At 69.3% G+C, this 18,687-nt stretch carries 14 protein-coding genes, 1 other RNA gene and 1 pseudogene; 2 read left to right on the top strand and 14 right to left on the bottom strand.

The annotated features are described in order from the left end of the window. Nucleotides 1-72: 72 nt before the first annotated feature. From FHX50_RS07940 to FHX50_RS07890, 11 genes and pseudogenes are all read right to left on the bottom strand, one after another. Nucleotides 73-426 carry a hypothetical protein gene (locus FHX50_RS07940; RefSeq protein WP_183376403.1) on the bottom strand — a complete coding sequence of 118 codons (354 nt, stop codon included), beginning with the start codon at nt 424-426 and terminating at the stop codon, nt 73-75. Between the two features lie 17 nt (nt 427-443). Further along, the gene (locus FHX50_RS07935) at nt 444-872 is read right to left on the bottom strand and encodes an ImmA/IrrE family metallo-endopeptidase (RefSeq protein ID WP_183376401.1); all 429 of its coding nucleotides are present in this window, start codon (nt 870-872) and stop codon (nt 444-446) included. A gap of 221 nt (nt 873-1,093) precedes the next feature. Continuing rightward, on the bottom strand, nt 1,094-2,608 hold the full coding sequence (locus FHX50_RS07930) for a sugar nucleotide-binding protein (protein ID WP_183376399.1): 1,515 nt from the start codon (nt 2,606-2,608) through the stop codon (nt 1,094-1,096). Between the two features lie 40 nt (nt 2,609-2,648). Beyond that, entirely contained in the window at nt 2,649-3,665 is a 1,017-nt protein-coding gene (gene rfbB, locus FHX50_RS07925; RefSeq protein WP_183376397.1) for a dTDP-glucose 4,6-dehydratase, read from the bottom strand. A 29-nt stretch (nt 3,666-3,694) separates the two neighbouring features. After that, on the bottom strand, nt 3,695-4,570 hold the full coding sequence (rfbA, locus tag FHX50_RS07920; protein ID WP_183376395.1) for a glucose-1-phosphate thymidylyltransferase RfbA: 876 nt from the start codon (nt 4,568-4,570) through the stop codon (nt 3,695-3,697). A 192-nt stretch (nt 4,571-4,762) separates the two neighbouring features. Next, the gene (locus FHX50_RS07915; protein WP_246370890.1) at nt 4,763-5,407 is read right to left on the bottom strand and encodes a TetR/AcrR family transcriptional regulator; all 645 of its coding nucleotides are present in this window, start codon (nt 5,405-5,407) and stop codon (nt 4,763-4,765) included. Between the two features lie 99 nt (nt 5,408-5,506). After that, nucleotides 5,507-6,568 carry an aspartate-semialdehyde dehydrogenase gene (locus FHX50_RS07910; protein ID WP_183376393.1) on the bottom strand — a complete coding sequence of 354 codons (1,062 nt, stop codon included), beginning with the start codon at nt 6,566-6,568 and terminating at the stop codon, nt 5,507-5,509. Beyond that, nucleotides 6,565-7,930, bottom strand: a pseudogene (locus tag FHX50_RS07905) (aspartate kinase). The gene FHX50_RS07910 and the pseudogene FHX50_RS07905 overlap by 4 nt, the downstream one beginning before the upstream one ends. Before the next feature lie 184 nt (nt 7,931-8,114). After that, a complete protein-coding gene (locus FHX50_RS07900) occupies nt 8,115-9,920 on the bottom strand; it encodes a hypothetical protein (protein WP_183376385.1) in 1,806 nt (601 codons plus the stop codon). Nucleotides 9,921-10,009: 89 nt separating this feature from the next. Further along, the gene (gene recR, locus FHX50_RS07895) at nt 10,010-10,603 is read right to left on the bottom strand and encodes a recombination mediator RecR (protein WP_183376383.1); all 594 of its coding nucleotides are present in this window, start codon (nt 10,601-10,603) and stop codon (nt 10,010-10,012) included. A gap of 94 nt (nt 10,604-10,697) precedes the next feature. Then, nucleotides 10,698-11,480, bottom strand: a complete 783-nt coding sequence (locus FHX50_RS07890) for an LppP/LprE family lipoprotein (RefSeq protein ID WP_183376381.1) — start codon at nt 11,478-11,480, stop codon at nt 10,698-10,700. Nucleotides 11,481-11,746: 266 nt separating this feature from the next. Here FHX50_RS07890 and FHX50_RS07885 point away from each other — a divergent pair, with 266 nt between their 5' ends. Continuing rightward, entirely contained in the window at nt 11,747-12,298 is a 552-nt protein-coding gene (locus tag FHX50_RS07885) for a GyrI-like domain-containing protein (RefSeq protein ID WP_183376379.1), read from the top strand. Between the two features lie 45 nt (nt 12,299-12,343). Here FHX50_RS07885 and FHX50_RS07880 read toward each other — a convergent pair whose 3' ends face one another. From FHX50_RS07880 to FHX50_RS07870, 3 genes are all read right to left on the bottom strand, one after another. After that, the gene (locus FHX50_RS07880) at nt 12,344-15,757 is read right to left on the bottom strand and encodes a DNA polymerase III subunit gamma and tau (RefSeq protein ID WP_183376377.1); all 3,414 of its coding nucleotides are present in this window, start codon (nt 15,755-15,757) and stop codon (nt 12,344-12,346) included. 73 nt (nt 15,758-15,830) lie between these two features. Next, an RNA gene (gene ffs, locus FHX50_RS07875) (signal recognition particle sRNA small type) lies at nt 15,831-15,926 on the bottom strand. A gap of 128 nt (nt 15,927-16,054) precedes the next feature. Further along, nucleotides 16,055-16,909 (bottom strand): alpha/beta fold hydrolase, encoded by an 855-nt coding sequence (locus FHX50_RS07870; protein WP_183376375.1) that lies wholly within the window; start codon nt 16,907-16,909, stop codon nt 16,055-16,057. A gap of 192 nt (nt 16,910-17,101) precedes the next feature. Here FHX50_RS07870 and FHX50_RS07865 point away from each other — a divergent pair, with 192 nt between their 5' ends. Then, complete coding sequence (locus FHX50_RS07865) at nt 17,102-18,679, top strand: alanine/glycine:cation symporter family protein (protein WP_183376373.1); 1,578 nt, start codon at nt 17,102-17,104, stop codon at nt 18,677-18,679. The last annotated feature ends 8 nt before the right edge of the window (nt 18,680-18,687 follow it).

Raw genomic sequence — 18,687 nt, 5'->3', positions numbered from 1 at the left:
TGGGTGCGGTGCGGCTGAGTCTACCCGCGCGTTGCGACGGGTGAGCCGTGAATCGGTGAGCCCGGCGCCCAGCTATTTCCGTACAATTCGGCGGTCCGGGTCACCGAAGAGCCCACGGGCGAGGACCGCCGCAAGAACGAAGCTCTGGATCGAGTTTGCGGACACGAATACGGCAGCCACCGTGTGATGGACATCGAGGAAGCCGCGCCCCAGGAGCGCCACGAACGCCACAACGCTCACCAGCGACAGCCCAATGGTCCCGAGAACGAACCAGAAAAGGATCTTGCGCTGGGTATTGGCAATGCGCTCACGCATCGCCAGCTCCGCTGTCAGGTCGACACCGCTGGTCATAGGATCGACGGGAGCCTGCTCAAGTACATCGACCTTTTCGGCGAAATGTCCGTGCGTGTCTTCGCCTTTGCTCATATCCCCCTCCGCGTCCTTCAGTCCGCCAAACTCACCGATGTCGGGACAATTCCTGTCTTCGCCAAACTCTCGAGTCGCTTGGCGACGGCAGCCCTGGAGACTCCGAACGTTTCGGCCATGTGTTGGTTTGACAAACCACGGGCAGACATGGACAGGATGTCGCTCTGCGGCATGAGAAGAGCACCCGCGAACTCATCGGCGAAGAACTCATGCAGGTCATACTTCTGCCCGCGCGCCTCTGTGAAGGAGTAGTCACGGTCATGCGCCACCCGGTCACGCTCGACGATGTGGCCGATTTCGTGGGCCCAGGTGAAGCGTCTCCGAGGCGCGGACTCATCGCTGTTGAGCGCGATGATGGGCTGCTTGTCGCGTTCCTTCGAGACGAGTCCAGACAGGCCCGCGCCCATCGACGTCTCGTACTTGGAGGCGCTGACGGCGAGGGTCATTACGTCAAGGCTCACTGGAAGGTTGCCGTCCCAGTGATCGTCGAGAAGTCGCTGTGCTTCTCGGCGAGCCGACTCATAAACGAGCATCTCTTCCCCCTTGACCTATGGCTCAGTGCCTGTCCACTGTCGCCAGACTACCCACCCCCACGCAGTAGAACAAGCGTTCCAGTTCAGAATGTGGGTAAGTGATGGCGTGAGGCAGGGTGAGCCCGTCGAGCCCCTCAGCCCTGCAGGTACTGGGCGAGCGCCGCCCACTGGTCGCGGGGCTCGAAGCCGCTCGCTTCGAGCCGGCTGAGGTCGAACACGGAGTTCAGGGGGCGCGGCGCCGCGCCCGGTTTCGAGGCGAAGTACTCGGTCGTGCTCGTCCCGGACACCCGGGCGGGATCGTGGCCGGTCAGCTCGAACACGCGGCGCGCCACCTCGCACCAGGTGGCGGCCCGGCCGCCGCAGGACACGTTGTACGTCCCGTACTGGGCGCCGGTCGTCAGCAGGTGGTCGATCGCGCGGACGATCTCCGTGGTGAACGTGAGGCGACCGTACTGGTCATCCACCACGCACGGGTCCACGCCCTTCTCCGCCAGCGACGCCATGGTGCGCACGAAGTTCGCGCCGTCGCCCACCACCCACGAGGTGCGCAGCAGGTAGTGCCGCGCGGTTGCGCTGACGGCGGCGTCACCGGCGGCCTTCGACTGCCCGTACACCCCCAGGGGGCCGACGGGGTCGTCCTCACTGATGAGCTCGGCGGTGCCGTCGAATACGTAGTCGGTGGAGACGTGCACGAGCACTCCCCCGGCGCGGTCCACTGCGGCGGCGAGCTCCGCGACCCCGCGGGCGTTGACGGCCCACGCGGCTGCCCGGCCCTCCGGGGTCTCGGCGGCGTCCACCGCGGTGTAGGCGGCGGCGTTGACCACCACGGAGAAGGGGGTGAAGTCGAGGGCGCGGATCGCATCGACGTCGGCGAGGTCGAGCTCGTCGCGGGTGACGAAGCGGGCGTCACGGCGGGCCCCGTCGGCCCCCTCGGCGGCCCGGCGACCATCGGCCCATGTCTCGCGCAGTGCCCGACCGAGCTGGCCGCTCGCACCGATGACGAGCACGGACCCGTCGGCCCCTCCCCCACCAGGCCGGCCGGCCTGCGCGCCGACGGGTGCGCCGGGGGCAGCCGGGGCGGCGGCGGGGCCGCTGGGCCGCATGGGGGTGACGTCCTCGAGCATCGGGTGGGCACGGTCCTTCTCGGACAGCTCCGCGTCCTCGAGCGGGATCGGCCAGTCGATCGCGGCGGTGGGGTCGGCGAGGTTGAGGAAGGTGTACTCGGCCTGTGCCTGTTCGGACCAGTGGTCGTTGACGAGGTAGGTGTAGGCGGCGGGCGCCTCGAGGGTCTGGAAGGAGTTGCCGACCCCGGCGGGCACGAACACCGCGATATCGGGGGTGATCTCCTGGGTGTGGACGGCGCCGAAGCTGTCGCCCTCTCGCAGGTCCACCCAGGCGCCGAACACGCGGCCGGTCGCCACCGAGATGAACTTGTCCCACGGTTCGGCGTGGATGCCGCGGGTGACGCCCACCTCCTGGTTGAAGGAGATGTTGTTCTGCACGGGCCCGAAGTCGGGCAGGCCGAGCGCGGTCATCTTCTCGCGCTGCCAGTTCTCCTTGAACCAGCCGCGGGCATCGCCGTGGACGGGCAGGTCGAGCACGAGCAGGCCGGGGATGGGGGTGGTGTGCACGCTCAGCGGCTTCGCCACGGCGTCTCCTTCTCGTCGATTGCGGGCTGAGGACCGGGGGTCACTGACCGGTGCGGGCGTACTTCGCTTCGGTGGCGGCCTTCGCTCCGCGCCACCAGTCCTCGTTCTCGCGGTACCAGGTGATCGTGTCCTTCAGGCCCTGTTCGAAGTCCGCGAACTGGGGCGTCCAGCCGAGCTCATCGCGCAGGCGGGAGGCGTCGATGGCGTAGCGGAGGTCGTGGCCGGCGCGGTCGGGGACGTGGTCGAAGTCGTCCTCGTCGCGGCCCATGAGCCGCAGGATCATGCGGATGACCTCGAGGTTGTTCTTCTCGCCGTCGGCGCCGATGAGGTAGGTTTCGCCGATGTCGCCCTTGTCAAGGATGGTGAGGACGGCGCTGGAGTGGTCATCGGCGTGGATCCAGTCGCGGACGTTGAGGCCGGCGCCGTAGAGGCGGGGGCGGATCCCGTCGATCAGGTTGGTGATCTGGCGGGGGATGAACTTCTCGATGTGCTGGCGGGGGCCGTAGTTGTTGGAGCAGTTGGAGATGGTGGCGCGCACCCCGAAGGACCGCACCCAGGCGCGCACGAGGAGGTCCGAGCCGGCCTTCGTGGCGGAGTACGGGCTGGACGGGTTGTACGGGGTGGTGGGGGTGAACTTCTCCGGGTCGTCGAGCTCGAGGTCGCCGTAGACCTCGTCGGTGGAGATGTGGTGGAAGCGCAGGTCGTGCTGCCGGGCGGCTTCGAGGAGGGTGTACGTGCCGAGGATGTTGGTGTCCAGGAACGGGGAGGGGTCCTGCAGGGAGTTGTCGTTGTGGGATTCGGCTGCGTAGTGGACGATCGCGTCGCGCTCGCTGTCCAGGCGGGCGGCGAGGCGGCCGACGGTGTCCGCATCGGCGATGTCCCCTTCGACGAGCTCGACCCGGTCCTCCGGCAGCCCGGTGAGGTTGTCGCGGCTGCCGGCGTAGGTGAGCTTGTCCAGCACGATGACGCGGTCATCGGTGTGGTTGGTGATGTAGTGGACGAAGTTGGAGCCGATGAAGCCGGCGCCGCCGGTGACGAGGAGAGTGCGTTCAGCCATGCCGCTATCGTGCCATGCCGACCGTGCGGTCAGCTGAGGCGTTCGCGCTCCAGCACATCCAGCAGGTAGCGCCCGTACCCGGACTTCACGAGCGGTTCGGCGCGCTCGCGCAGGCCGTCGTCGTCGATGTAGCCCATGCGCCACGCGACTTCTTCGGGCGCGCCGATGGAGAGGCCCTGGCGCTTCTGCACGGTGCGGATGAACTCGCCGGCGGCGGCGAGGTCATCGAACGTCCCGGTGTCGAGCCACGCGGTGCCGCGGGTGAGCACCTCCACCTGCAGGGCGTCGTCCTCGAGGTAGAGGCGGTTGAGGTCGGTGATCTCCAGTTCCCCGCGGGCCGACGGCGTCAGGCTCTTCGCGCGGTCCACCACGGTGGAGTCGTAGAAGTACAGGCCCGGCACCGCCAGGTTCGACTTCGGCTGCTGCGGCTTCTCCTCCAGGGACACTGCCCTGCCGTCCGAGTTCATTTCGACCACGCCGTAGGCGGTCGGGTCGTTCACCCAGTAGCCGAACACGGCGGCGCCGTCCACGTCCGAGTAGCGGCGCAGCTGGGTGCCCATGCCCTGGCCGTAGAACAGGTTGTCGCCGAGGATCAGGGCGGCGCCTTCACCTTGCAAGAAGTCTTCGCCGAGGATGAATGCTTGGGCGAGCCCGTCGGGCGAGGGCTGGGTGACGTACTCCAGGGTGATGCCGAAGCGGGAGCCGTCCCCGAGGAGGCGCTGGAACGCCGCCTGATCCTCGGGGGTGGTGATGATGAGGATGTCGCTGATGCCCGCGAGCATGAGGGTGGTCAGCGGGTAGTAGATCATCGGTTTGTCGTACACCGGCATGAGCTGCTTGGAGACGCCGATGGTGAGCGGGTGAAGGCGTGAGCCGGTGCCCCCGGCCAGGATGATTCCGCGCATGCGACCAGCCTACCGCGTGGCAGGTGAAATCGTGCGGATTCCTCATCTGAGCCTGCTCTTCCAGGGCGGCACGCGCTCACGCGACAGCGGAATAACCGCAGCACATCGGGCGCCGGAGCTTCAGGCTCAGCGCAGGCGAGCCTGCCCCTGATTCACCGTTGTCGGCAGCACCCCTGGCCGAACTCGAATGGGTCAGTCCTGCTCACGCAGGCGAGGCATCAGCATGCGCAGGCATTGGCCGAGGTCATCGTCATAGAGCTGGTCGCCGGTGAGGCGCTCGCGCAGGAACGCTCCCATCCAGTGCACCACGAGCATGCGGGCGGCGAAGTCCGGTGTGACGCCGTCGGCGAGGTCGCCGCGGGACTGCACGTATCGGAAGTAGTCGGTGACGATCGACTCCACCTGGGCGCGCTGCTCCAGCAGGGGCTCACGGCCCGGGTGCTCTTCGTCCACGATCTCCGCCATGAGGACGGAGACGAGGGTGGCTTCGACCGTCACGGAGGACTGCCACGCCTTGATCTCCTCGAAGGAGTTGCAGTTGCAGAAGTCCTTCACGACCTGCAGGTACCCCTGGCCGGCGCGGTCGATGACCGCCAGCAGCAGGGACTCCTTGTGCGGGAAGTGGTGCAGCATGCCCGGGTGGGAGATGCCCACGCGCTCGGAGATGTCCCGCAGTGACGTGCCGCGGTATCCGTAGACCGCGAACAGGGCGGTGGCTTCGGTCAGGATCAGTTCACGGGTCTGTTCGCCGCGGGCCTTGGTCAGGTTGACGCGCGGACGCGCCTGTTCGCGGCGGCGGGTGCGCATCGGCGCCCGGGTGGTGCTCGGCGTGGACATGGGATACCTCCAGTGGGTGGTGGGAGAGGTGAATCCGCTGTGCCCAGTCAGGGGTATGACAGGCCCTGAAGAGTCGGATTCGGACATGTGCAGTGTCGGTCAGAATTTCGTATTGATGACGTGCTCGGCAATCTGAATGGCATTCAGCGCCGCCCCCTTGCGCAGATTGTCTGCGGCAACGAAGAGGACGAGCCCCTGGTTATTGGGGACTGCCTGGTCCTGCCTCACTCGTCCTACGAATGTACCATCCCGACCGGTAGCCTGTCGAGGACCCGGCAGATCGGTCAGTGACACGCCCTCTGCACCTTCAAGAACAGCGGTTGCGTCCTCCGGGGTGATGGGTGCAGAGAACTCTGCATGGACCGATAGTGCATGCCCGGTAACAACTGGAATGCGCACACAGGTGCCGGAAACGCGAAGATCCGGAATACCCAGAATCTTGCGCGACTCATTGCGGAGCTTCTGCTCCTCATCGGTCTCCAGAGAACCGTCGTCCATCAGATTTCCGGCCAGCGCCACCGCATTGAACGCAATGGGTGCTGCGTACACCTGCGGGGCCGGTTCGGAATCGACCTTGCCGTCCGTGACCAGAGCGGGGATGTCGCTCGCGAGGGTCTGGACCTGACTGGTGAGCTCCTGCACCCCGGCGAGGCCGGACCCGGACACGGCCTGGTAGGTCGCGATGGTCAGGCGCTCCAGCCCGGCCTTCTCGTGGAGGGCCTTCAGGGCGGGGATCGCCGCCATGGTGGTGCAGTTCGGGTTCGCGATGATGCCCTTCGGGGCGGTGAGTGCGAGCTCGGCGTTCGCTTCGGCCACGATGAGGGGGACCTCGTCGTCGCTGCGGAACGCGGAGGAGTTGTCGATGACGATCGCGCCGGCCGCGGCGAAGCGGGGTGCGTGCTTCTTCGAGGCGGCGCCGCCGGCGCTGAACAGGGCGATGTCCACCGCGTTGTCACCGGTGATGTCCGCGGTCTCGACGTCCTCCACCGTGTACTCCTCGCCGCGCACGGTCAGGGTGGTGCCGGCGGAGCGGGCAGAAGAGAACAGGCGCAGGTGCGAGAACGGCACCTCGCGCTGCTCGATCAGGGACAGCATCACCTCGCCGACCTGGCCGGTCGCGCCGACCACGGCGATGACGGGTGCTGAAGAAGTGGTGGTCATCGTCCGGTTCCTCCGTACACAACTGCTTCGTCCTGGTCCGAGTCGAGCCCGAACGCGGTGTGGATGACGCGGACCGCGTCGTGCATGCGGTCAACGTCGGTCACCACCGAGATGCGGATCTCGGAGGTGGAGATCATGTCGATGTTGATGCCCGCGTCGCCGAGGGCGCGGAACAGCGAGGCAGAGACTCCGGGGCTGGACTTCATGCCGGCGCCGATGAGGGACACCTTCGCGATCTGGTCGGTGTACACCAGAGTCTGGTAGCCGATCTCGTCCTTGACGGCGCGCAGCGCTTCGATCGCCTTCTTCGAATCCGCTTCCGGCAGCGTGAAGGACACGGCGACGGTGCCGTCCACGGTGGAGACGTTCTGGACGATCATGTCGACGTTCGCGCCGGTGTTCGCCACGGTCTCGAAGATCAGCGCGGACTTGCCGGGGACGTCCGGCACCTCCACCAGGGTGATCTTGCCTTCGCTGTCGTCGTGGGCGACCCCGGAGATGATCGGGGCCTCATGGCCAGGTTGGGTCGTGTAGGACACGGACTGTTCTCCTCGATCTGGTCGTTCAGTGGGCGGCGGCGGCCTGCTGCTTACGGGTGATGATCGGGTCCACGGGGAAGTCGCGGTCCGAGTCATCGCAGATGATGGTGCCGATCTTCCCGCTGTAGCTGGAGCGCACGTGCAGCGGCACGCCGAAGCGGCGCGCGTACTCCACGCAGCGCAGCATCAGGATCTTGGCGCCGCTGGCGGCCATCTCCAGCATCTCCTCGGCGGAGAGCTCGGGGATGCGGCGGGCGGTGGGGACGATGCGGGGGTCGGCGGTGAAGACGCCGTCCACGTCGGAGTAGATCTCGCAGACGTCGGCGCCGAGGGCGGCGGCGAGCGCGACCGCGGTGGTGTCGGAGCCGCCGCGGCCGAGGGTGGTGATCTCCTTGGCGCTGTGGGAGACGCCCTGGAAGCCGGCGACGATGGCGACATGGCCCTGGTCGAGGGCGCTGCGGATGCGGCCGGGGGTGACGTCGATGATGCGGGCGGAGCCGTGGGAGTCGTCGGTGATGACACCGGCCTGGGACCCGGTGTAGGCGTGGGCGGAGATGCCGAGGTTGTTCAGCGCCATGGACAGCACGGCCATGGAGATGCGCTCGCCGGCGGTCAGCAGCATGTCGAGTTCGCGCGGCGGCGGGGTGGGGGTGACCTCTTCGGCGAGGTCGATGAGCTCATCGGTGGTGTCGCCCATGGCGGAGACCACGACGACCACTTCATGACCGGCCTTGGAGTACTTGGCGATCCTCGCAGCGACTCGCTTGATCGCGGTGGCGTCCTCTACGGACGACCCGCCGTACTTCTGGACCACGAGGGCCATGCGCCTGCTCCTTCGACGTTGCGGTGACTACCGAGGTGAAAACTTTCAGTTAGCCCTCGGTAGATCTTGGCACGCTCTGCGCCCACAGCCCAACAAGTGTGTCCAATTCCTGCCAATTGGACGGTCACCTAAGGCAGGTGCGGCATCCGTCGGGTGGCCGACATCCGTCGGCCGGGATGGGGACCTACCAGCGCTCCACCCGTCGGCCCGCTCCCCCGGCGCGTCGCTCACCGGCGCGGCCCGCACGCCCCGCGAGGCGACCGATCAGCCGGCGCGCACGCTCCCCCGTCGCGCCGACGCCGCGGTCACGCAGCACATCCACCCCCGCGGGGATGCCGTTGCGGTCCGAGGTGGCCTCCGCGCGGTGCCGCAGGATCGGGCGGGCGGCTGCGGCGGACCGGCCGAAGTCGGGCAGGCGCACGGTGCTCTGCTTCTGCACCGGGGCGCCGTGGCGGATGCGCGCCGCGGGCAGCATCTCGTCCACACGGGTCCTCACCTGCTCCGCGCCCTGCCGCACGGCATCCTGCGCGGGAGCGGGCACGTGAGGGGCCGACGGCATCTGCTGCTCCTCGGCCCGGGCCGCCTTCTGGATCCGGCGCTCCTCCTGCGCGAGAGCACGGCGGGCCATCGTGCGGTGCTCCGCGTCCTGCACGTCCAGCCGCTGCGCCCACTGGGTGCGGGTCCCCGTCGGCGGCACGATCGCGGTGAAGTCCACCGGGCGGCGCGCATACCAGTGGGCCGGGCCCACCAGCACCGTCACCGCCTGCCGATGCAGCACGATCCCCATCGCGATGAACGCGAGCAGCGCCAGCGGCACCATGACCACCGGCTGCGTGAGCAGCGCATCGAGCGTCGCCCGGCCCGACCACCCCAACGGGCCGCGCAGCACCAGCAGCGCCACCAGGAGCGCCCCGCCGAGGCCGACGGATGCCGCCGCAGCGATCCACGACGCCGCGAACCGGTTCGGCAGCAGCCGCAGCAGGCCCGCATACGCCGCCGTGCTCGCTGCGACCCACCCGGCGAGCGACACAGCGGCCAGCAGGACGAGCGGCAGCGGGTAGCCGACCAGGTCGGAGGAGGAGTCGTACCCGGCGGCGATGATCCACAGCAGCGGCTCCTCCATCATCAGCATCAGCGGGAACACCACGAGCGCGGCCACCCACGCACCCCGGATCACCGCTTCGAGCGCGCGAAGCGGCATCTGTGGACCGATGTGCAGATCCACGTGGGCGAGGTCCGCGGCGAGGACATGAGCGGCGCGGGGGTCATCGACACCGAGGATCGCGCGCGCCCGGTCCGAGCGCGCCGCGTCCGTCAGGGCGACTGTGCGCAGCGCCCCCACGCTCTGGATCCCCAGCAGCCTCGGCACCGGCACGGCGGCGCGCAGCAGGCCGTACGCGCAGGAGCCCGCCACCACCATCCACATCAGCAGGAACGGCCGGTGGGCCGCAAAGTAGTCCCAGCCGGCGTCGCCGAGCCTGCCCGGCACGAGCAGCAGGAACGGCACGGTCAGCAGCAGCGGCGCCAGCACAACGGCCGCGATCCGTCCCGCCACAGCCTGCTGGAACGCTGCCTCGGTGCCGTACGCGCGGGGCCGGACCCGCGCCACCAGCAGCAGACCCGCCGGCACCATGACCGCAGAGACCACCGCTCCGAGAGCGGCGAGCCCTCCGGCCAGCAGCACGGTGGTGACGAAGCCGGAGGGGAATGTGCCCAAGCCGGTGTGATCGCGGGTGATGGTGCCGATGGCGGCGGTGCCGGCGAACACGCCGCCGAACCCGGCAAGGAGCGACCCCACGATGAACAGCGGCCAGACGAACGCGCCGAGCAGAGCGGCGGTGACGTAGAGGCCGACGGGTGCCTGCGCGACGAACGCCCGAGGCGATTCGGCGAGGATCTCACTGGGCAGGTCGATGTGCCGACTCTCGGGGCGCAGCGGCGCGAGTCGGCCGGGGGCCTCGGTGGGGTGGGGTGTCGGCATCGTGTCCATGCTTCGACACTACGCAGATCATGCGCGGCGCGGCATGGGTCCCGGTGGGGAGTTCGGCCCCGCGGACCGTTCAGCTCGGCCGGGAAGGCTCAGATCGAGCGGCGGCCGAGGAAGGCGCGGCCGAGCGTCATCTCGTCGGCGTAGTCGAGGTCTCCGCCCACCGGCAGCCCGGAGGCGAGGCGCGTGACCTTCACATCCTGCGCGCCGAGCATGCGCGCCAGGTACGAGGAGGTCGCTTCGCCTTCGATGTTGGGGTCGAGCGCGAGGATGACCTCGTCGGTCTCGCCCTTTGCGATGCGCTGCATGAGCTCGGAGATGCGCAGGTCGTCGGGACCGACACCGCCGATCGGGTCGATGGCGCCGCCGAGCACGTGGTAGCGGCCGCGGAATTCGCGCAGGCGTTCGATCGCGAACACGTCCTTGGACTCTTCGACCACGCAGATGATGTCGTTGGAGCGCCGGGCATCGGAGCAGATGCGACAGATCTCGGTCTCGGAGATGCCACCGCAGATCTCGCAGAAGCGGACTTTCTCCTTCACCTCGATGAGGACATCGGCGAGGCGGCGCACGCTCTCCTCGTCGCGGTCGAGCAGGTGGAAAGCAATGCGCTGCGCTGACTTGGGGCCGATGCCGGGCAGCGTCCCGAGCTCATCGACCAGATCCTGAACCACACCTTCGAACACGCGCCCTACTCTACCGAGGTGGGCGGGGCGCCCCGGGAAGCTGGCGGCCAAGCGGGCTGCGTGGCCGGGAAGGCTGGCAAGCAGGCGGGCGGGCTTACTTGAAGGGGACCTCGCCGGAGTAGTCGATCTTGTTCTTGGCGTCGTTCCACGTGTAGGTGGACACGTATTCGCCGCCGTCTTCGTGGTAATACGTGACGGTGATGGACGACGGGCTGTTCCGGTCGATCCGGTACCAGCCGGTCTGCGCCTTGCCGGTGGTGGTGCCGATGTACGTGCCCTTGTGGAACAGCATGATCTGCGAGGCCGCGAACTCGGCGTCAGCGTCCGACGCGAGCGTCGCATAGGACAGCGGCAGGTTCGGATCGTACCCGTGGGAATTCGTCAGCCACCCTTGGAAGGATCCGTTTTCGGGCTGCTTCACCTTGCTGAACCCACGCTTCACTTCGGCGGGCGCGCCGTCGAGGCCGTCAGCGGCCGGGCCGTTCCCAGCAGGGCCGGGGTCCGGATTGTTGGTGGATGGCTGCTGCGCGGGGGCGCTCTGGTTGTTCTGCGCCTTCGGCTTCGGCGCTGCGGAGGACGGCGCAGCCGTCGGCGACGGTGCGGCGCTGGTGCTCTCCGCCGGGGTGGCCGACGGGGTCGCGCTTGCCGATTCGCTCGCGGTCTCACTGGGCGACGCGCTGTCGTCCGCGGTGGGCGACTCGCTGGGCGATGCGCTCGGCGAGCTGTCCTGGGCCGCCGTCTCCTTGCCGGTGAAGGTCGGAGAGGCGTCAGGATCGGACCCGCTGAACTGGTCGATCATGCCGCAACCGGCGATCAGAGCAGCCGACGCGACCGCGGCGGTGGCGGCGGCAACAGCGCGAGTGGCCCGAGTGGTCACAGATGTGCGGAATGTTCGATTCGTCCCCATGGCTGGACCGTACCCGGCACCGAGTCTCCGGGGGTCATTTCGTTATCTTTTTATGACCGGTTCCACCGGGCGTGACCAAAGCTCCGGATGTGTCGGCCCGTCGGCGCGTCTGCCCCCTCGGTGACGGGGCATGGGAGGGCGCCTGCCGGGGTTCAGGTGACACCCGAATCCGTCGGTCCTGCGCCGATAGTGTGGTGCGCAACTGCGGCGCGCCCGCGCCCCATGGAAGGAAGCTCATGCCCCAGTCCCCCGCACCGTTCGAGTCGGTGACCGTGCTCGCTCCCGAAGCGGAGCCGATCGCCGTGGTGAAGCAGACCGGTCTCACGTTCGCTGACCTGCCCGCTCTGATGGATGCCGTGTTCACGCACCTCATGCCGACGCTCGCCGCCCAGGGTGTGGAGCTCGTCGGCGCACCCCTGTCCTATTACACGCGCCTGGAGCCGTCGGGCATCGACGTGCAGGTCGGGTTCCCGATCGCTGAGGAGTCGACCGCGGCGCTGTCGGAGCCTCTGCAGCTGGCGGACACGGAGTACACCGTGGAGCTCTCGCACTTGCCGGAGTCGCGGGTCGCGGCGCACACCTACATGGGTGGGTACGACGGCCTCGGCGGGGCATGGCAGTCGTTCCTCGGGCAGGTGGCGGAGCGCGGCCTGGTGCCGACGAAGCACTTCTGGGAGGTCTACGTCACCGAGCCGACGGCCGACGGGGACCCAGCGCTGAACCGCACAGACCTCTTCATTGCGCTGGACAACGACGAGGACGGCGAACCGGACGACCTCGTCGCCTGACCCGCTCGTGAGCTCAGACATCGGCTGCGCCACCGGGCGCGGTGGTCAGTAGGCGTCGGTGTTCTGCGTCTCGTCGATGACTTCGAGGACTTCGCCGCCGAGGACCTGTTCCACGATGTCGCGGCCGGGCCGACGTGACGTGGAGGGACCGGTGGCGTCGGCGTCGTCGCGGGACGCGCCGCCGAACGGGTCGTCGTCGATCGGGGCGGCGGCGCTGCTGACCGACGGGTTCCCCGCATCAGCGATGCCGGGGCCGCGGCCGCGGGCGTTCGCGAGGTTCTGTCGGGCGGCGGCGCGAGCGAGGTCGGCGCCGGACAGCGGGCGGCCCTGCTGGCCGGCGGCGGGGCCCACCTGCGTGGCGGCCGGAGCCGAGCTAGGACCGGAGGTCGAGCCGGGCGCAGAGGGCGGCTCGACTGCGGGCGGCTGCGCAACAACAGCATCGCCCCAGGAGGCGGGTTCGGGCGAGGCAGCACCGGTGCCGGCGGAGGTGTCGCCGAAGGGAGCGGGGCCAGGGTCGGCGGCGGGGCTTGCGGGGCCCGCTGGGGGCGCGTCCTGTGCGTCGGCATCGGCCTGCGCTCCGGCATCGTCGGATCCGATCACGAGTGTCGCCGACGGGGCGAAGTCCGCTCCGTACGCCTCGCGCATGGCGGCGACGAGTTCGCCCTGCCCGTGGGTGCGCGGCTCGTCCTCCCCCGGCTGCGGCGGGAGGCTCACCGGGTCGATCGCTGCGGGCTTCGCCGGGGCCGGGCGCTCATCTGCGCCTCGTGATGCGGGCGCCTGCGCGGCATTCTGCTGCCCGGCAGCGGAGGCGCCTCGCTCCGAGGGGGCGGCGTAGCCGTCGTCGGCGGGGAAGTCGTCGTGGTAGGGGTCGAACGGGGGCTCCTCGTCGATGAAGGAGTCCTCACCGGCTGACCCCTGGGGCGCCGGCGGCGCCGACGGGGCGGGAGTCGACTGGGCAGACGCGTTCGCAGTGGGGGCAACGGACTCATGATCCGCGGCTCGAGGCGACGGGGATGCGTCGCCGGCTGCGTCGCCCCACTGTGCGGGTGCAGCAGAGGGTGCCGACGGGGCGGCGGACTGCACTGGTGCTGGCTCTGCCGCCTTCGCTGGCACTGACGCCTGCTGCGGAGGCGCTGCCTCGCTCGGCGGGCGGTTGACCACGACGTCACCCCAGCCACCATCATCGCCCGCCTGCGGAGATGCCGACTGCGCCCCACCGCTACTCGACGCGTTCTGCGAGCCCGGTCCAGTGCCAGCGGCACCCGTCGGCCCGCCGCCCTGCCCCTGCGGTCCGCGACCAGCCTGCTGCCCGCCCCGGTGCATTCCACCCTGGTTCGGGCCACCCTGCCCCTGCGGGCCGCCGGCTGCGGGCCCGCCGCTCGGGTCGCTAGCCGCCGGGCCGCCCGCCGCCGGGCGTCCGGCACTACCCGATGGGGGCATCTCTCCCCCGGCCGTGGCCTCCACGGTCACGTCGAGGTGGGTGATCTTCTTGACCGCTTCGGCCATATTCTGCTGGGCGGTGCCGCGGTAGAACGCTGCCACCAGGCCGGTGGAGCGGAACGCGAGGACGAGCTGAGTGCCGTCGAACGAATGCACGGTGCCGTTCTGCGCGATCAGCGCCCAGGACGGTCGACGAATCGACTGCAGCTCGTCCATGATCGCCGACCAATGCTGCTCGATGCGCTCCGCCCCGCCGGGTGCAGAGCCGCCCTCAGCGGGAGGCTGCGCGGCACTCGGCTGCTGCGCCGACTGCTGGGCAGCGCTCGGCTGCACGGCGCTGGCCTGAACAGCACTGGGCTGCACGGCGCTGGCCTGGCGAGCGCTCGGCTGGGATGTGCTCTGCTCGGCAGGGCGCTGACCGTTCGCGCCGGTCGATGCGGCCTGCTGGCCGCCGCCCTGGCCGTTCTGCTGCGCCGGCGCGGACTGGCCGCTCGACGGGGAGATCGCCTGAGCCCCTCCCCCGCCGGGCTGAGCGACAGGTCCCCAATCATCAGCATCCGCGGACTGGGCAGGCGCCGCGGACTGGGCAGGCGCCGCGGACGGGGCGGAAGGTGCGGGCGCCGCGGACTGGGCAGGCACGGCTGACCGGGCGGGCGCCTGCTGGCTCTCGGCCGGCGCCTGCGGCGGCGCGCCGCCGCCCGGCATCTGCTGCTCCGCCTGCGCCCGACGGTTCCGCGACGCCTCCGCCTGCGCACGCGCCACCTGCATCGCACGCTCCCGTGCCGACCCGCCCGAGCCGGCACCCGTCGGCCCCTGCGAGCCACCCGCCGCACCGGCACCGCCAGCGCGACCGGCCGCGGACCCGCCCGCAGCGGCACCCGTCGGCCCCTGAGCATGACCCGCCTGCGGCGCCGGCTGACCGCGCAGCATCAGCTTCGCCGCCAGCAGCTCCAGGTGCAGCCGCGGCGCCGTAGCCCCCGACATCGCATCCAGCGCCGCCGAGACGATCTCCGCGCAGTCCGTCAGCTCCCGCGGCTGGAACCGCTGCGCCTGCTCCATCAGCGCCTCCAGCTGGTCCACCGGCACATCCGGCAGCAGCTCCGCCGCATGGTCCGGCGCCGCCGTCAGCACGATCAGGTCGCGGAAGCGCGCCAACAGGTCCTCCACGAACCCGCGCGGCTCATGGCCCGAGCCGATCACCTCATCGATCGCCGTGAACAGTGCGTTCGCATCCGTCTCAGCGATCGCGAGGGTCGCCCGGTTCATCAGCTCGATATCGGTGAAGCCGAGCAGCGCCGCCGCCAGCTCCACATCCAGACCCCGCTCGTCCGACCCCGCCATCAGCTGGTCCAGCACCGACAGAGTGTCGCGGGCACTGCCGCCGCCCGCGCGGATCACAAGGGACAGCACACCCTCGCCCACCGGCACGTTCTCCTGCCGGCAGATCTCCTCCAGGTACGGCAGCAGGACCTGCGGCGGGATCAGCCGGAACGGGTAGTGGTGCGTGCGCGACCGGATCGTGCCGATGACCTTGTCCGGCTCCGTTGTCGCGAAGATGAACTTCACATGCTCCGGCGGCTCCTCCACCAGCTTCAGCAGCGCGTTGAACCCCGCCGAGGTGACCATGTGGGCCTCGTCGATGATGAACACCTTGAAGCGGTCCCGCACCGGCGCGAACGAGGCGCGTTCGCGCAGTTCGCGCGCATCGTCCACACCACCGTGGCTGGCGGCGTCGATCTCCACCACGTCGAGGCTGCCGGCGCCGTCCCGGGCCAGGTCACGGCACGAATCGCAGGTGCCGCAGGGAGTGTCCGTGGGGCCCTCCGCGCAGTTCAGACAGCGCGCCAGGATCCTGGCTGAGGTGGTCTTGCCGCAGCCGCGCGGCCCGGAGAAGAGGTAGGCATGGCCGACGCGGTTCGCGCGCAGCGCGCGGCGCAGCGGTTCGGTCACATGGTCCTGGCCGATGACCTCGGCGAAGGATTCCGGACGGAGACGACGATACAGAGCAGTAGTAGCCACCGCTCCAGCGTAGTTCAGGGCCGGGCCCGCGCCGCCCGGGTTGTGGATCACCGGCAGGACCAGCCGGTGGGTACGAAACGACCCCTCATGCACCTGCCAGAGCTCTCCTGCCCTTGCTGCCGTCAAGCCCTGGGGGATTCAGAAAGATGACACCGCATGAGGGGTCGCTCCCACTGTACACAGTGAGGGCCCTCCAGTCGAAAGGAGCGCGGCGCAGTTCACGCGCCGCGGCCCATGCCGCTGGCGGTCGCGCCGCTGCCCGTTCTGCCGGGGATCGCGCCGCTCAGGCCGGCGAGGTCAGCGCAGGTGCTCCGCCAGGAACGGATCCACCACGGCGAAGAAGCCCTCCGGCTGGTCTTGGCGGACCCCATGACCGGCGTTCGGAACCTCCGCCACCTCGACCAGCTCATTGCCGATCACTTCGAGCTCGCGGCGCTGGTCCGCGCCCACGAGGACCTCACTGGTATCCGAGGTGATGACCATCGTGGGGACCTTCAGCGCAGCGGCGACGTCCTGCCACGGCGTGGACGGCGCCACCTGGCCGAGCCGCACCAGCTCCGGGTCGGTCCGCATCCACGACAGCACCGACACGACCGCATCCTCCGGGGCGCGCTGCGGCCGCTGCTCGAACAGCTCCTTCACCACGGCGCCCGGATCCCTCCGCGCACGCACGAGGTCATCCGACGCGCCGCGCGGGCCCCGCTCGCGGTACCCGTCGGCCTGCTCCTCGGTCAGCCAGGCGGGGTCCTCCAGGACGGCGCACGCGACCTTCTCGGGGCCGACGCGGACGGCGACCTCGGCCATGACGGCGCCGCCCATGGAGTGGCCGATCAGGCCGACGGGGCCGTGGGATGCGGCGATCTCCTCCACCAGGTCGATCATCGTGTCGACCGCGGCGTCGGGTGCCGCAGCGCGCTTGAGGTCGTCGGCGCTGAAGCGGGGGGACGAGCCGTGGCCGAGCAGGTCGACCGTGATCACGCGGTAGCCGGCGGCGGCGAGGTGAACGGTCTGGCCGTGGAGGGCGGCGGAGCTGCCGGTGACGCCGTGGACCGTGACGAGGGTGGGACCCGCCGCGGGCCCGGTGACGGTGTAGGAGAGGCGTCGATCAGAGCTGAGGAGGCCGACGGAGGCCGCGGAGCGAGTGGTGTCCATGCGGCGGATTGTCCCAACGCGCCCTTGGGGAGCGATCACGAACCGATAACGAATAGGTAACACTTACCCATGGCCGACAATCCTGGCTGGACGCAGATTGTTGAACAGGGCACACTAGCCGGGATCCCTATGGGGTGACCCAAGCCACAACGGAGTCTTGGCTCGCACCCCCTTCTCCTCGGAGGACACTCAATGGAACCACTCATCTCCTGGTTGAACGACGTCATCTGGTCGGACTACCTGGTCTACCTGTGCCTGCTCGCAGGCCTCTACTTCACCATCCGGACCCTGTTCCTGCAGGTGCTGCACCTGCCGGACATGTTCACCTCGATGGCCCGCGGCGCGAAGTCGCCCGACGGCATCTCCTCGTTCCAGTCCCTGATGCTGTCACTGGCCGGCCGAGTCGGCATGGGCAACATCGGCGGCGTGGCCACCGCCATCGCCTTCGGCGGCCCCGGTGCCGTGTTCTGGATGTGGGCCGTGGCCTTCCTCGGCTCCGCCACCTCGTTCGTGGAATCCACCCTCGGCCAGATCTACAAGGAGAAGGACCAGGACACCGGTGAGTACCGCGGCGGCCCCGCCTACTTCATCGAGAAGTCCTTCGCCCACACCAAAGCCAGCGGCATCTTCAAGGTGTACGCGATCGTCTTCGCGATCATCACCATCCTCGCCATGAGCTTCTTCCTTCCGGGCGTGCAGGCCAACGGCGTCTCCCAGGCCGTCGACCAGGCCTGGGGCATCAGCCCGTGGATCTCCGCGATCGTCCTGGCAGGCGTCCTCGCCGCCATCGTGTTCGGCGGCATCAAGCGCATCGCCACCTTCGCCGGCATGGCTGTGCCGTTCATGGCCGTCCTCTACATCCTCGCCGCGATCATCGTCATGATCGTGAACTTCCAGCAGATCCCCGAGGTCTTCGGGCTCATCTTCCGCTCCGCCTTCGACGCCGAGGCTGCGTTCTCCGGCATGATCGGCGCCGCCATCGCCTGGGGCGTGAAGCGCGGCATCTACTCGAACGAGGCCGGTCAGGGCACCGGCCCGCACGCCGCTGCAGCCTCCGAGGTGTCCCACCCGGCGAAGCAGGGCTTCGTGCAGTCCTTCGCGGTCTACGTGGACACCCTGTTCGTGTGCTCCGCGACGGCGTTCATGATCATCTCCACCGGTGCGTACAACGTGTACCGCGACGAATCGATCGAGGGCGCCGTGGTGCACAACGGCAAGAACATGCCGATCGACCAGGAGCCCGGCCCCGCCTACGTGCAGTCCGGTCTGGACAGCCTGGCGCCCGGCTTCGGCCCCACCTTCGTGGCCATCGCCATCGCCCTGTTCTGCTTCACCACCGTGCTCGCCTACTACTACATGGCGGAGACCAACTTCACCTACATGAACCGGTACGTGAAGAACCCCGCTGTGCGCCGCGGCATCATCTGGTTCCTGCGCATCCTGATCTGCATCTCCGTCATCTACGGCGCAGTCTCCACCTCGGGCGCAGCCTGGGCCCTCGGCGACATCGGCGTGGGCAGCATGGCCTGGCTGAACATCGTCGCAGTGCTCATCATGCAGGGCCCGGCCCTCAAGGCACTGAAGGACTACCGCGCCCAGAAGAAGGCCGGCAAGCTGTTCGAGGACATCACCTTCGACCCGCGCGCCCTCGGCATCGCCGGTGCGACCTTCTGGGAGAACCGCATCGACGGCATCACCGACCGCGAAACCGTCGGCCACGAAGCCGTCGGCCAGCAGACCGGCTCCACCGCGGTCGACGACCGCCGCTGACGGCCCGC

Origin of the sequence: Helcobacillus massiliensis (assembly GCF_014191425.1) — a bacterium.
Lineage (GTDB): Bacteria > Actinomycetota > Actinomycetes > Actinomycetales > Dermabacteraceae > Helcobacillus > Helcobacillus massiliensis.
This window is presented reverse-complemented; position numbering and strand designations above follow the sequence as displayed.